The organism is Campylobacteraceae bacterium (genome assembly GCA_013215945.1).
Taxonomy (GTDB): domain Bacteria; phylum Campylobacterota; class Campylobacteria; order Campylobacterales; family Arcobacteraceae; genus NORP36.
Window position 1 is genome coordinate 17,966 of the sequence record JABSOM010000006.1, and the last position, 15,772, is coordinate 33,737.

The 15,772-nt window shown below is 29.7% G+C and carries 13 protein-coding genes; 12 read left to right on the top strand and 1 reads right to left on the bottom strand.

The window, feature by feature from the left end; all coding sequences use genetic code 11:
- The 11 genes from HRT41_07430 (at position 1) to HRT41_07480 (ending at position 14,407) form a co-directional block, all read left to right on the top strand.
- Positions 1–507 (top strand): NADH-quinone oxidoreductase subunit I, encoded by a 507-nt coding sequence (locus HRT41_07430; GenBank protein ID NQY23850.1) that lies wholly within the window; start codon positions 1–3, stop codon positions 505–507.
- Positions 500–1,012 (top strand): NADH-quinone oxidoreductase subunit J, encoded by a 513-nt coding sequence (locus tag HRT41_07435; protein NQY23851.1) that lies wholly within the window; start codon positions 500–502, stop codon positions 1,010–1,012. The genes HRT41_07430 and HRT41_07435 overlap by 8 nt, the downstream gene beginning before the upstream one ends.
- On the top strand, positions 1,012–1,326 hold the full coding sequence (nuoK, locus tag HRT41_07440) for an NADH-quinone oxidoreductase subunit NuoK (protein ID NQY23852.1): 315 nt from the start codon (positions 1,012–1,014) through the stop codon (positions 1,324–1,326). The genes HRT41_07435 and nuoK overlap by 1 nt, the downstream gene beginning before the upstream one ends.
- The gene (gene nuoL, locus HRT41_07445) at positions 1,326–3,215 is read left to right on the top strand and encodes an NADH-quinone oxidoreductase subunit L (GenBank protein ID NQY23853.1); all 1,890 of its coding nucleotides are present in this window, start codon (positions 1,326–1,328) and stop codon (positions 3,213–3,215) included. Before nuoK ends, nuoL begins: the two co-directional genes overlap by 1 nt.
- 2 nt (positions 3,216–3,217) lie before the next feature.
- The gene (locus HRT41_07450; GenBank protein NQY23854.1) at positions 3,218–4,699 is read left to right on the top strand and encodes an NADH-quinone oxidoreductase subunit M; all 1,482 of its coding nucleotides are present in this window, start codon (positions 3,218–3,220) and stop codon (positions 4,697–4,699) included.
- Positions 4,699–6,198 carry an NADH-quinone oxidoreductase subunit N gene (locus HRT41_07455; protein ID NQY23855.1) on the top strand — a complete coding sequence of 500 codons (1,500 nt, stop codon included), beginning with the start codon at positions 4,699–4,701 and terminating at the stop codon, positions 6,196–6,198. Before HRT41_07450 ends, HRT41_07455 begins: the two co-directional genes overlap by 1 nt.
- Positions 6,199–6,416: 218 nt before the next feature.
- Complete coding sequence (locus HRT41_07460) at positions 6,417–7,202, top strand: fumarate reductase cytochrome b subunit (protein ID NQY23856.1); 786 nt, start codon at positions 6,417–6,419, stop codon at positions 7,200–7,202.
- A complete protein-coding gene (locus HRT41_07465; protein NQY23857.1) occupies positions 7,202–9,187 on the top strand; it encodes a fumarate reductase flavoprotein subunit in 1,986 nt (661 codons plus the stop codon). Before HRT41_07460 ends, HRT41_07465 begins: the two co-directional genes overlap by 1 nt.
- Complete coding sequence (locus tag HRT41_07470) at positions 9,187–9,918, top strand: fumarate reductase iron-sulfur subunit (GenBank protein ID NQY23858.1); 732 nt, start codon at positions 9,187–9,189, stop codon at positions 9,916–9,918. The genes HRT41_07465 and HRT41_07470 overlap by 1 nt, the downstream gene beginning before the upstream one ends.
- 143 nt (positions 9,919–10,061) lie before the next feature.
- A complete protein-coding gene (locus tag HRT41_07475; protein ID NQY23859.1) occupies positions 10,062–12,398 on the top strand; it encodes a dynamin family protein in 2,337 nt (778 codons plus the stop codon).
- Entirely contained in the window at positions 12,395–14,407 is a 2,013-nt protein-coding gene (locus HRT41_07480; GenBank protein ID NQY23860.1) for a dynamin family protein, read from the top strand. The genes HRT41_07475 and HRT41_07480 overlap by 4 nt, the downstream gene beginning before the upstream one ends.
- Before the next feature lie 6 nt (positions 14,408–14,413).
- Here the strand turns inward: HRT41_07480 and HRT41_07485 are convergent, their stop codons facing one another.
- On the bottom strand, positions 14,414–15,214 hold the full coding sequence (locus HRT41_07485) for a phosphotransferase family protein (GenBank protein ID NQY23861.1): 801 nt from the start codon (positions 15,212–15,214) through the stop codon (positions 14,414–14,416).
- Positions 15,215–15,452: 238 nt separating this feature from the next.
- Here HRT41_07485 and HRT41_07490 point away from each other — a divergent pair, with 238 nt between their 5' ends.
- Positions 15,453–15,752 carry a hypothetical protein gene (locus HRT41_07490; protein ID NQY23862.1) on the top strand — a complete coding sequence of 100 codons (300 nt, stop codon included), beginning with the start codon at positions 15,453–15,455 and terminating at the stop codon, positions 15,750–15,752.
- The last annotated feature ends 20 nt before the right edge of the window (positions 15,753–15,772 follow it).

A 15,772-nucleotide genomic window follows, 5' to 3' on the forward strand; every position in this document is an offset into this window, starting at 1 on the left:
ATGGGAATAAAAGTAGTAAAAAGACATGGTAGTAGTCTTAAAGATAAATTGTATCTACCAGCAATCTTTGGCGGAATGAAAACAACCTTTAAACACTTCTCCAAAAATCTTAAAGATACCAGTAAAATTATCTCAATGGCATATCCAGAGGTTCAACCATCTGATATTACAGAAAATTACAGAGGGGTTCACCGTTTAACAAAATGGGATGATGGAAGTGAAAAATGTGTTGCATGTTATATGTGTGCAACTGCCTGCCCTGCTGAATGTATTTTTATAGAAGCAGAAGAAAGATTTGATGATAAAGCAGAAAAAAGACCCACTGCTTTTTCAATTGATTTATTAGAATGTGTTTATTGTGGATACTGTGTAGAAGCCTGTCCATGTGATGCAATTAGAATGGATACTGGAATATTTTCTTTTGTTGCAAGCAAAAGATCAGATTTTTTAGTTGACAAAGAATATTTAATGAACAACGAAAGAGGAAAGGATTTCCCTAATGATTGATATTGTATTTTTAGCATTGAGTTTTTTCGCAATTGGTGGAGCACTTGCAATGTTATTAAACCATAATCCTATGTACAGTGCGCTTGGATTATTAATTTGTGTTTTAAGTATTGCAGGTTTATTTGCACTCTTAAGCGCAACTTTCCTTTTCATGGTTCAGCTTATCGTTTACGCAGGTGCAATTATGACTCTGGTAATCTTTTTATTAATGTTTTTAAATATTAATGAAGAAGACATGCCAAAAGAACCTAATAAACATAAATATATGATAATGGCAGCTGTTGTGATGATTCCTTTTAATTTAGTAATTATAAAAGCTGTTTCAAACCTTCCAAATGCTGATTTATCAATAGTACCAGAAGGGTTTGGTGGGATTAAAGATGTAGGAATGCATTTATATACCGATTGGCTTTTGTCTTTTGAACTTATTTCTATTTTGCTTTTGGTTGCTTTAATTGGTGCCGTAGTTTTAGCTAAAAAGAAAAAATCAAGAAGGGCTGAATAATGATTTCTTTAACATCTTATGCTTTTGTTTCAATGACTTTATTCACTATAGGTGCCATAGGTGTTGTTTCAAGAAGAAATGTTTTTGTAATATATATGTCAATTGAGTTAATGTTAAATGGAATCAATTTATTTTTAGTTACTTTTGCACGATACCATATGAATTTAGATGGACAAATTATAACAATTATGGTTATAGCAATTGCTGCTGCTGAAGCTGCAATATTCTTATCTGTTATTATTTTACTCTTTAGATCTAAAAAATCTTTAGATACAGATATGTTTACAGAACTTAAAGACAAGGAGATCAAATAATGGAATCTGGTTTAATTATTTGGATTATTTTAGCTCCATTATTAGGTGCTTTATTAAATGGCGGATTATATTTTTATCATATAACACAAAGAGCAATACCTCAAAGATTGTTTTCACTCATTGGAACTCTTAGCCCTATTTTAGGTTTTGTTTTTACATTCATTTTATTTTTAGATATGAAAGAAACAGGGAATGTCTACTCTCAAGATTTATTTACCTGGTTAGAAGTTGGTAATCTTTATATTTCTATGAAATTATTAGCAGATAATTTGTCTATTTTTATGGCAATGTTTGTTACTTTTGTTGGTTCTTTAATTCATATTTATGCCATTGGTTATATGCATAAAGATCCTGGATTTGGAAAGTTTTTTGCGTATTTCAACCTTTTCTTAGCATCTATGTTAATTTTAGTATTAGCTGATAACCCTATTGTATTATTTATAGGATGGGAAGGCGTAGGAGTTTGTTCTTATTTACTTATTAAATTTTATTATGGAAAAGCAGAAAATGTTAAAGCTGCTAATAAAGCTTTTATTGTAAACAGAGTTGGAGATTTAGGATTTTTATTAGGAGTTGTTACTTTATTTTTTGCAGTGGGAGAAGGAGATATGTCTTTTTCTTCATTAGAAGCAAATATTGGAAATGCAAGTTCTGAGTTGTTAGTACTTTCAGGCGTACTTCTTTTTGTAGGAGCTATGGGGAAATCAGCACAAATTCCTTTATTTACCTGGCTTCCAGATGCAATGGCAGGACCTACTCCTATATCTGCTTTAATACATGCAGCTACTATGGTAACTGCTGGTATTTATATGGTTGCAAGATTTCACTTTTTATACGAAGGTGTTGAAGGTGTTGGAATTTATATTGCTTATGTGGGAGCTGCTTCAGCACTTTTTGCAGCGGTTATTGCATGCAAACAACAAGATATTAAAAAAATACTTGCTTATTCTACTATGAGTCAATTAGGTTATATGTTTATTGGTGTGGGTCTTGGATATTATTCTTCTGGATTATTTCATGTTTTCACCCATGCATTTTTTAAAGCTATGTTATTTATGGGTGCGGGTGGTATTATTATTGCCGTTCATCATCATCAAAATATTTTTAAAATTGCACAAGAAAGAGTTAATCTTCCTATAATTTCTGCTACTTTTTTGGTGGGAGTTATAGCTATTTCAGGTATTCCTCCTTTTTCAGGATTTTTCTCCAAAGATGCTATTTTAGCGGCCGCTTTTGCAGAAGGCGAATATTTAATTTGGGCAGTAGGAATGTTTACTGCTTTTTTAACTGCTTTTTATATGTTTAGATTGTATTTTATACTTTTTGTAGCTCCTAATAAAAAAGTAGGAAACCCTTATGTTTATACCTCTAAAACAATAACTATTCCTTTAGCTATTTTAGCCCTTGGTGCAATTGGTGCAGGGTTTTTAAACCTTCCTTCTGTTTTATGGGGTGAGCATTTAGTTGATACATGGTTACTTCAACTTAACTCAAAAGTATTACACATGTCCCATCTAACTGAGTGGATATTAATGATTTTATCTGTAGGAGTTGCCAGTGCTGGTATTTATGTTTCATATAAAAAATATGCTAACTTTGATGTATTTAAACCAGAAAGTGAAGAAGGGCTTATTGCTAATAAGTTTTATGTAGATGAGTTTTATGATAAAACATTGGTAAAACCAATACAAAAACTTTCTGTTTTTATTGACAAAGTGGTTGATACCAAGATCATTGATGGTTTTATTATGGGTACTTGTAATAAATTTGTTGAGTTTGGTAAAATAGTTGGTACCTTACAAACTGCTAATGTTAGATTTTATGCTGCTTTCATGCTTGTTGGTATGAGTAGCATCTTTATTTACTTATATATTTCTTTAGGATTGTAAAAATGAGTGCTGATATTTTAACTTTTATAATATTTCTTCCCGCTGTTACCGCATTTGCTTTAATGGTAACAACAAAAAACGTACAAGCAGTAAGAAATATTGCTTTTTTATCTACTTTAGCAATTTTAGTGCTTGTTTTAAAACTATACATTAGTTTTGAGCCCCAAGCACAAATGCAATTTGTAACCAATGTCCCTTGGATTGTAGAGTATGGTATTAGATACTATATTGGAGTAGATGGATTTTCATTAACTATTTTAATGATGATTGCTATTTTAATTCCAACTGCATATTTATTATTGTGGGATGGACGAACAAAAGGATACTGGATCAATATGTTATTGGTTCAAACAGGTGTTACAGGAACCCTACTTTCTTTAGATATTGTATTGTTTTATTTTTTCTGGGAAGTTATGTTATTACCAGTCTTTTTAATGATTGGTATTATGGGAACAGGAAATAAAGTATTTACAACGATTAAAGTTACTGTTTATACTATGGGTGGTTCTTTATTAATGTTTTTAGCCATTATGTACCTAGGTGTTGCTTATTTTAATGAGTTTGGAGAATGGTCTTTTCAATACGATAAATTAACAGAAATTACAACACTAAGTCATACTGAAAGACTTTATTGTTTTTTTGCATTTGTTATTGCATTTGGAATAAAGATTCCTTTATTTCCTTTACATACTTGGATTATGGATACGTATAAAAATGCTCCTACTGGAGCTGTATTTTTATTATCTTCCATTATGGCAAAACTAGGAGTGTATGCAATTGTACGATTTATGATTCCATTATTTCCAGATATTTATGTTGAGTTCTCAACCTATTTTGTATGTTTAGGTCTTTTTGGTCTCGTTTATTTTGGAATCGCAGCATTAAAACAAGATGATATGAAAAGAATGTTTGCGTATTCATCTGCATCTCACCTTTCTTTTATTGCAGCAGGAATATTTTCATTAAATTCTTACGGGATTAATGGAGCTTTATACTTAATGATTGCACATGCAATGGCAACAGGAGCCTTGTTTTTATTAGTAGGATTAATTCACTATAAAACAGGATATAAAACAATATCAGATTTAGGAGGACTTGCAAAACAAGCCCCTATTTTAACCTTTGTATTTGCCATTATGTTATTTGCAAATGTTGGATTACCAGGAACAAATGGTTTTGTTGCTGAGTTATTAATTATCTTTGGAATTTATGAATTTAATCATACCTTAGGTTATATAGCAGGTTTTACTGTTGTTATTGGGGCTTCTTATATGTTATGGATGTTTCAGCGAGCAATATTACAAGACAGAGTGGGTGAGCCCTTAAAAATGAGTGATTTAAAAATGAAAGAAATTATTGGTTTTGCACCATGGATTGTACTTGTATTTTTAATGGGAATTGCACCAGATTTATTTATTGATAAGTTTGAACCAACAGTAACATACTTTTTAGATGATATATTAAAAATAGGAGAAGTGAAATAATGGAAGATTTAATACCATTTATACCAGCAATTACTATCTTAGTTGGTGCCCTTACTTTGATGTTTATGTCTTTGAACGAAACACTAAAAACGAAACATTTTTTAATTGTTTCAAGTTTGTTTTTAATAGTTGCTCTAGGAAATTCTTTTGTTCCTTTTGGAAACTTATATACATCAAGACCTTTTAATCACATCTTTAATGATGTTTTGATTTTTGATAGTTTTTCAGATTTTTTCCACGTATTATTAATTGGGGGAACCTTATTCACTATTTTAATTGGCGAGCATTATTTCCAAGCTAAGACTTATTTTAAGGGTGAGTTTTTCGCTATTTTATTATTTGCATTATTTGGAATGATGATATTAGCAAATGCAAATGAATTAATTACTGCGTATATTGCTTTAGAAATTGCATCTTTTTCTGTTTATATTATGGTTGGATTTAATACAGAAGACTCAAAAAGAGTTGAAGCGATATTTAAATACTTAGTACTAGGTTCTTTTATTGGTGCTTTTTATCTATTAGGTACAGTATTAATTTATGGAGCAACAGGAACTACTAACTTTACTCAAATTGGTGAATTTATTGCAACAGAAGGGAATAATTTAGACCTTGTATATATTGGTATCACTTTATTATTATTTACTTTTCTCTTCAAAATTGCTTCTTTTCCTTTCCAATCTTGGGTTCTTGATGTATACAGAGGTGCACCTATGCTTATTACTGCGTATATGGCATCCGTATTTAAAATTGCCATATTCTCTTTATTTATGAGAGTTTTCATCAGTGATTTTGCACCTCTTCAAGATTATTGGGACAATATCATTTATGTACTAGCTGTAGTTACTTTAATCTTTGGTACCTGGTTAGCAGTTACTCAAACTATTATTAAAAGAATGCTTGCAGCTTCTTCTATTGTACATACAGGGTATATGTTAATGGCCTTTTTATCATTGGGACAAAATATTGCTTCTGCATATGCAACTATGTTTTATTTAATTGCTTATTTACTCTCAGCAGTAGGTGCTTTTGGTTTAATTTCTCATATTATTTCAGAAACAAAAGTAAGAGTTACTTTTGCTGATTTTAAAGGTCTTGCTCACGAGCGTCCATTTTTAGCAGCAATGATGACTATTTTCTTATTCTCACTTGCAGGAATTCCTTCAACTATTGGATTTATTGGTAAGTTTTACGTTTTTACGGAAACTATAAACGCAGGATACACAGCACTTACAGTCCTGGCTATTGTTGCAACCATTGTTTCAATATATTATTACTTTAGATTAATAGCTATGATGTACTTTTACCCAGCAGCATTAACCTGTGAAATAGAAGGTTTTAATGATAAAAGAGTTTCCACTTATGCAGTAGCTTTTATTGCTGCTTTAGTTGTTTGGGGTGGAATTGGTTCTGCTATTGTATTTTTTATTCCCGTACCAAATATTGATGCAATTATAGATATTTCAAAAATTGCAGTTGAGTCATTATTCTTAAAGTAATACTGTGTTGTAAGGTAACAGTCCTTGCATAACAATTTACATAATAGTGACTTTTACTCTCATTTTAAAGCCCATTAATTTGGGTTTTAAATCTAATACCGTACAAGAACTGTACATGAACTGTAAAAATATTGTACATCTAACAATGCTGTTATAAAAGCACTTTTGAGATATAATGTTGCTTGCAAACAATTTTCATATAAAAGAAAGGATGTCAAATGAGTGACCTAATAGAAGGCTATATAGGTGTAACCGTTGAAAGAAAAAAGAGTAGAACCCCTGCTAAACTTGATTATCTACAAAGTGCTACAGGACTAATTCTTGGTTTATTTATGTGGGGACACATGTTACTTGTCTCTTCAATTTTAATTTCAAAAGATTTTATGTATCAAATAACAAAGTTATTGGAAGCCAGTTTTATAATTGATGGCGGAAGTCCTTTATTGGTTTCGGCAACTGCTATTGTAATATTTGCAATATTTATTACCCATGCAGCTTTAGGAATGAGAAAACTTCCAGCTAACTTTAAACAATACCAAGTGATGAAAGCACATGCTAATCACATGGATCATGAAGATACAAAATTATGGTTTACACAAGCCTTTACTGGTTTTTCTATGTTCTTCTTAGGTTCTATTCATTTATTTATTATAATGACTAACTCCGACAAAATTGGACCTTATGCATCTGCTGATAGAATTTGGTCTGAATGGATGTGGCCTTTATATATTCTTTTATTATTAGCTGTTGAATTCCATGGAACAATTGGTTTATACAGACTCTGTATCAAGTGGGGATGGTTTGATGGAACTGACCCACGTGCAACAAGAATTAAACTTAAAAAGATTAAAAAAATATTGACTGTATTCTTCTTAGTATTAGGTTTTATAACCCTAGCTGCTTATATGAAAATTGGTTATGATCATGCACCTAATAAAGGTGAAAGATATGTACCTAGTGCACAAATAATAGAATATACAACTACAAATAAAAGGCTTGCATAATGAAAATAATTTACTGTGATGCGCTCATCATTGGTGGAGGACTTGCTGGTTTAAGAGTCAGTGTTGCTGCACAGAAAAAAGGGCTAAATGCAATTGTTTTATCATTAGTACCTGTTAAACGATCACACAGTGCTGCTGCTCAAGGTGGTATGCAAGCTTCTTTAGGTAACTCTAAAATGGCAGATGGGGATAATGAAGACTTACACTTCTCTGATACTGTAAAAGGTTCAGATTGGGGATGTGATCAAGAAGTAGCAAGAATGTTTGTACATACTGCACCAAAAGCTATTAGAGAACTTGCAGCTTGGGGAGTTCCATGGTCTAGAGTTAAAGAAGGCGATCGAGAAGCAGTAATTAATGCTAAAAAAACGACTATTACAGAAAATGCAGACAGACATGGACTTATTACATCAAGAGATTTTGGTGGAACTAAAAAATGGAGAACATGTTATACAGCTGATGCTACAGGGCATACTATGTTATTTTCTGTTGCTAATGAAGCCTTAAAAGCAGATGTAGATATCAGAGACAGAAAAGAAACTATTTCATTAATTCATGATAATGGAAGATGTTATGGAGCGATTGTACGAGATTTAATAACGGGTGAATTAGAAGCTTATGTTTCAAAAGCAACATGTATTTCTACTGGTGGATATGGAAGAATCTTTAAACAAACAACTAATGCAGTAATTTGTGAAGGTACTGGGCAAGCCATTGCTTTAGAAACGGGAATAGCAACATTAGGAAATATGGAAGCTATTCAATTTCACCCAACACCTATTGTTCCTTCAGGTATTTTATTAACAGAAGGGTGTAGAGGAGATGGTGGAATCTTAAGAGATGTAGATGGTCACAGATTTATGCCAGATTATGAGCCTGAGAAAAAAGAGCTTGCTTCAAGAGATGTTGTATCAAGAAGAATGATTGAACACATTAGAAATGGGAAAGGTGCACCTTCACCATATGGAGATCATCTTTGGTTAGATATTTCTATATTGGGCCGAGCACATATTGAAAAAAACTTAAGAGATGTACAAGAAATCTGTCAAATATTTAATGGTATTGATCCAGCAGATGAAGGTAAAAAAGGATGGGCACCGGTACTTCCTATGCAACATTATTCTATGGGTGGAATTCGTACTAAAAAAACAGGAGAATCTCAAACGCTAAACGGTTTATTTTCTTGTGGAGAAGCTGCTTGTTGGGATATGCATGGATTTAACCGTCTTGGAGGAAATTCAGTATCTGAAACAGTTGTTGCTGGAATGATTGTTGGAAATTATTTTGCGGATTATTGTATAAACAATGATATTGAAATTAAAACAGCAACTGTACAAAAATTTCTTGACGAACAAGATGAGTATTTAAATGAGATTATAGCTTACGATGGGCCTGAAAATATTTTTAAAATAAAAAATACTATGCAAAATCTTATGGATAATAAAGTAGGAATTTTTAGAGATGGTGTAAGGTTACAAGAAGCAGTAACAGAATTAGAAGAATTATTAGTTAAAACAAAACACATTAATATTACTTCTAAAGAAAGAATAGGAAACCCAGAGCTTGAAGAAGCTTATAGAGTTCCTAGAATGTTAAAACTTGCTCTTTGTGCAGCTCATGGAGCACTGGCACGAACAGAGTCAAGAGGTGCACATTACAGAGAAGATTTCTTAAAAAGAGATGATGAAAAGTGGTTAAACAGATCTATTACCACATGGCCAAATAAAAATGATACTAAACCCACTCTTACTTATGAAAAAATTGATATTATGAGTATGGAATTACCTCCAGGTTTTAGAGGATATGGAGCTAAGGGTATGATTATTGAAAATGAATTATCAGCAGTCAGACAAGAAGAAGTAGATGAAATTGTTGAAAAACTTGAAGCAGAAGGTAAAGACAGGCACGAAATACAAGATGCTTTGATGCCATTTGATTTACCGATGAACTATAGACTGTTAAATGAAAGAGTAGGAGATTTATAATGAGTATTGCAAAAGGTAGAGAAATAACTATTTCCGTACTAAAGTTTAATCCCCGAGCAAAAAGTTCTAAACCAGGCTTTGTGGATTATGTTTTAGAAGAAACACCAGGAATGACACTTTTTATTGCTTTGATGAAAATAAGAGAAGAGTATGATCCTGATTTATCATTTGACTTTGTATGTCGTGCAGGAATTTGTGGTTCTTGTGGAATGATTGTAAATGGAAAACCTGTACTTGGTTGTAGAACATTAATTGCTAATTACCCTACAGGAAAATTACAAGTAATGCCTATGCCTGCTTTTGAATTGATCAAAGATTTATCTGTTAATACTGGAAAATGGATGGATGCTATGAGTGTTAAAGTACAATCATGGATAGTAACCAACAAAGAAACTGATATTTCAAAAATTGAAGAGCGCATTGAACCTGAAGTTGCAGATGAAGTATTTGAACTTGATAGATGTATTGAGTGTGGAATTTGTGTTGCATCTTGTGGTACAAAACTAATGAGACCTGATTTTATTGGGGCGGTTGGGCTTAATAGAGTAGCACGTTTTGAAGTTGATCCTCATGATAATAGAACAGCAGAAGATTTTTACGAATTAATTGGTGATGATGATGGAATCTTTGGTTGTATGTCTTTAATGGCATGTGAAGATCACTGTCCAAAACATTTACCATTACAAAGTAAAATTGCTTATTTACGAAGAAGATTAGTAGCACTAAGATAAAAGTGGTAGGGAAACCTACCATTAGCCAAAAATAAAAAAAGTTAATTATCTTTAAGGTAATTAACTTTTTTTATTTATATATTAAAGATATAAGATATAAGATATAAGATACAATAATAAAATCAAAAGATTATGGAGAACAAATGGGCTTAAGTAATGACTACTTTTTATTATACCATGGGAAAAACATAGAACAAACAAGTACCTACGAAACTGCTGATTATAAAAATACAGAAGATTTTTTTGATATTTCTGCACTTATTTTAAGCGCCAATAGAAAAGACTATGAAAAATTCATACAATTGGATAGTTTTAAAACACTTCTTTCCTTAATTACAAGACGTGAAATAAAATCTTTAGATGATTTACACCAGTGCCAGTATTGTTTATTACAAAGCATACAAAATGATACACAAAAGGAGCATATTGATAAACTGCATTCTGCTTTTGAATATTTAAAAAATGAAAAAATCATTAATGAAGCCAATTATAATAAACTTATCTCTTTATTTGACCCAGAAGAATTGGGTGTTTGTGATGAAATAGATGTAAGTGATGATATTATTATTGAAGAAAATCTCTCTTTCCAAGATAATAAAATACTTATAGAAGATTTAATTACAGAACTAAATGATGTATTTTCTTCAAAAGACTTAAAAAATGAACTTACAGATTCATTCACATATTTAAACAATCAAAAATTTTCAATTGGAATTACTGGTGTTATGAATGCTGGAAAATCGACTATGTTAAATGCATTAATGGGACAAGAAATTCTAGGTTCAGCCGTAGTTCCTGAAACTGCAAACTTAACTATTGTAAAATATGGTAAACCCAGCGCAAAAGTTTTTTATTGGAATAAAAAAGAATGGGCAAAAATTGAAAAAAGTGCACAAGAAATTGCCTCAATCAAAGATTTTATAAATGAAACACATAAAATATTTGGAGATAAACTTCATAATATTATTAAAGAAGAATCTTTTTGTGAAAATGTAGACATCCATAATCTGGCTGCTTATACGTCAGCAGAAGCATCAGGTAAAAAATGTAATTTGGTAAAATATGTAGAATTAAAATCAGATTTAAATTTTTTAAAAGATGGTATTGAAATAGTTGATACCCCAGGACTTGATGATCCAGTAATACAGCGAGAAGAAATAACAAAAGAATATTTAAGTACTTGTGATTTAATGCTTCATTTAATGAATGTAAGCCAAAGTGCAACGCTAAAAGATGTTGAATTTATAATTGATGCTTTGTTATACCAAAACGTTAGTAAACTATTAATTGTAATTACAAGAGCAGATACCGTTTCTAAAAAAGAGTTGGATGAAGTAATATCTTATACAAAAAAATCCATTAAAGCACAACTTAGCAAACAAAATAAAGATTCATCTTTAGATTATATTTTAAAAAGCATACAGTTTATTCCTATTTCTGGGAAAATGGCACTTTTACACAGAACAGGAAGAGCACAAGAAGCTAGAGATGCAGGTTATGAATTAGAACAAACAGGTATTTTAGAAATTGAAGAATACTTGCATGAAACCTTATTTGGAACAGGTTCATCAAAATCTGAACTAATAATAAGAAGTGTTAAAAATAAACTCTTAAAAACAATTGATAAAGAAATCAAATCTTTTAATTACGAACTTATCTTACTTGGAAAATCAAAAGAAGAATTACAGAATGATTTACATGATTTTAATAAAACGAAACTAAAAAATGAACTTGTATTTAAAAATATGAATTCTGATATTCTTGGATATAAAAATGATGCAAAAACATATATTCAAACTTTAGAAACTTTTTTAAGTAATGAACTTTTGGATCTGCAAAAAATAATAAAACAACGTGTATTCTCTGATGTAAAATATTCTTTTGAGAAAACAAAAAAACGTCCTTTGGGAGAGCGAATAAAAGTAATTATACAAACAGCAATCAAAGATGGAATCATAGATATTATTAGAGATTATAGATATAAGTTTATCAAAAAATCAGAAAGTATAGGCGAAGTTTGTGAACAGAAATATCAAGATTATGGTTTTTCAATGGGGCATAAAAATGACAATTTTAATGCAATGGGTTTTTTTCAGGATGATTTTAAAAGTGGTTTTTTAACCGCTTCAAATGAAGTCTTAATTACAAAAATTTTAAAAGAAGTGTTAAAAACAAAAGCAAGTAAACTCAATGAATTTGACAGAAATATTGAAGCCTATATTAAAGAAGAATTTGGCAGTATTGAAGAAAATATAAAAAATAAAGCGAAAGAAATTTCCCTTATTTTAATGGAGAATTTTTTTACTGCTTTAGTAGAACCTCTTAAAACATTTGAAGAACGCTTAAATAAAGATGTTCAAGCCTTAGAAAAATCTTTAAAAACCTTTGAGAATAATGAAATAAATAAAGATGAAGAAACAATACATATTCATAAAAGAATAAAAAAACTTGAAACAATCTCTAAAGGAATAAAAATATGAGTATCTTAAATTCTTTTGTGCTTGAATACAATGACAAATATATCCAAAAAGAAATTGTATATGAAGAGGGGCTATTAGGAGATATAAATAAAATCTCTGCTGCTTTATTAAACGATACTTTTTTACCATCCGTTCAATTAAAATCTATTTTAGATAAACAATTAAGACGGGCAAGATATCCCATGGAAGTCGCTATTACTGGGCAATTTTCTTCTGGTAAATCAACTTTTTTAAATGCGTTATTATCAAGAAATATATTACCAACGGGAATCACACCTGTAACATCAAAAGTGAATTTTATTAATTATGGAGAAGAATACAAACTAAAAATAACCTATTATTCAGGTGCACAAGAATATGCAAGTATTGATAAAATTGCTGAATTTACCGATCAAAGAGAAGATGAAATGAAAAACATCAAATATCTAACTCTTTATGCACCTATGGATATTTTAAAAGAAATCTCATTCGTAGATACTCCTGGACTTAATTCACAGTCACAAAGTGATACAGATACAACCAGGAAAGTATTAAGAGATGTGGGAGGTATTATTTGGTTAACCCTAATAGATAATGCAGGAAAAATGTCTGAGTCCCAAGTACTTGAAGAATACATGGAAAATTTTAAAAATAAATCTTTATGTGTCTTAAATCAAAAAGACAAATTCACCCAAGAACAAATTGAAACAACTACTGCTTATGTAGAAAAAAAGTTTTCTAAGTATTTTGCACAAGTCACACCAATATCGGCGAAAATGGCACTTGAATCAAGAGCTTCACAAAAAGAAATTCTTATTCAAGATGAATATGAAAAAATTGTTAAGAGTTTTAAAGACGAGTTGAAAAATCATGAAACACAAGATTTAGATTTTTTTGAAGAATCTTTCTCAAAATACCATGAAACAGTAGCTAAGATAGAAAATACAGATGCTTCTACTAACAATCAACAACTATTAGACTCTAATATTCAAGAAGTATTGGATTTCATAGAAAATACGATACGTCCACAAGCGCAAGAAGATAAAGAATTTGCTATCAAAAAAGATTTAAAAGGTATTTGTGATATTTTAATTAAAGAATACTCTACTATTATTGGTGTATATGATAGTCTTATTACTATTTTAGAGGATTCTGATGAAATATTAGTGGCTTTTGATAATATTTATAAGGTGTATTCTAAAGAACTTTTTGGGATTTATAACTCCTTAGAAACAATTATGGAAAAAATATCTCATGAAACATTCAAAAATATAAAAACAGTAAAAGCGCACAGATATGAAGAAAAAACTTCTTTTTTATCAAAAGACAATTTTCTTAAAATTGAGTATGATACTTACTATATTGATTCAAATAATGTATACAAAAACTTATTTTATGATGACCAAACCATTGATAAAATGTTTAAAAAAACGATTAAAGAATTAAAAAAGATTGAGATTAATACAGACGAAGCCTATAGAAATGTTTACAGAATTTTAAAACACAATGTGGCTAGATGGCAAGAACCTTATGAGTTAATACGAAAACAAAGAGAAATAGCTTCTGATTTAGAGTTTTCTATGACAAGACATTTTGCTGCAAAAGTATATGAAAATGTTCTGGTTAATTATCATCGAGCTATTTTAGAGAATATTTCTGCTTTAAGAAAAAAGTTTGCATACTTTAATGGAGCTTTATCGTATTCTTATATACAAACAACGCAGGCAACTATTGCTCATTTTGAACAGCAAATTGCAGAATCTGTCATTTTATATGAAAAAGAACCCACAAAATTTACCGTAGCACATCCAAGAGAAGATGAAATATTAACCAAACTAAAAGCCAATTTTGCATTTGAAAAAATCGAAGATTTTCTAACATCAAAACGTAACTATCTTTATAAAATAATTAAGTATTCAAAAGAACAATATTTAGAAATCAATGAAAAAAGTATTCTTTTTGTAAAAAATAAAAAAGAAAACTATATAGAAAAAATAAGTGCTTTGGAAAAAATAAGAGATGACATTTAAAAAGTCTTAAAACTCATTCTTTAATAGAGATAATATTTTTTTTATAAATATATCTCTTTTACTTTTTTGATTGTAGGCATTAAACCATAAAAGAGACAAAGCTAAATATAGAATTTTAAACAAATATAGTTTATTTTTATTGCAGCTTTGTTTATTTTTAAAATACTGCTTTAAAAATGATTCTTCCTCTTTTTTATTAAAATCATATTCAATAATTACATTCGCTAAATCAAAGTACTTATCGTTCAGGCAAGAATATTCCCAATCAATTAGTTTTACCTCTTTATTAAATAATATATTGCCTTGGTTTAAATCATTGTGACAAAAAACCAACTCACTGCTATAATCCTTAATAGCAGAGAAATAAAAATCTAGTTTACTAATTGTTTCTTTATTTAAACACTCTTTATTATAGTTTTTATATTCATTTTGTAAATCAACTGGCTGGGACCTTAAGTTAATACTGTGAAGCGTACTTAAACACAGAACCAATGAAGACATGCCTTTTTTAGATAAGGTCTCTTTATGCACACCTTCTATGTAATCACAGAGCATTAAATCAGCATTAGAACTTAGGAAATATGCTTTTGCTGCAAGGTTGTTCTCATAGGCAAGATTTTGATGGAAAAATTCATTTTTTCTATTGATAGAAATTTTTGTATTTAATTCTCTAAGAAGATAAGTCTTTTTTTTACTATATAACAAATAATTTGTATTGCATAAGCCTTGATTATTCAATAGTTTTAATTCTAGAAGTTTTAAGTCTTTAAAAAAATCTAACTCTTGAATTTTAGAAATATCTAGCATAGTATGTATCTTATTTCTTTTATAATAAAATCCTAGTCTTTATTTAATTTAAAAGCGAAAAATACGCTAATTATTAGCATAATACTAAGATAAATATACGCGTCATCTGGCATTTTAGTCCTTTTTATAATTTAATTATATAAAAACTTTACATAAAAAACACTTTTTTGTCTAGACTTTAATCATTTATAAAGTTATTTAATGCTTTAATAATAAACTATATTATTAAAGGAAAACAGTGCAAAAAATTAAAAATTTCTCTGACCAAGATATTCTTTATATTAAAAATCTAATGTTAATAGAAAAAGAAAAAAATAATTCTAAAATAAAAGATATTTCAAGGCTTAAAGAGAATACAATCTTGGTTCTTATATCAATCTTTGTTTTTATTTTATGCAATTATCTTTATACAAAAATCAATGCATTATTTTATTTTGAAGATGTAAATACATATAATGTATTTTTATCATCACTTAATATCTTTATTCCACTATCAATTACAGTAGTACTAGTAGGTATTTATATTCTAAAAAAGTGAGTATCTCACACATAAAAGAC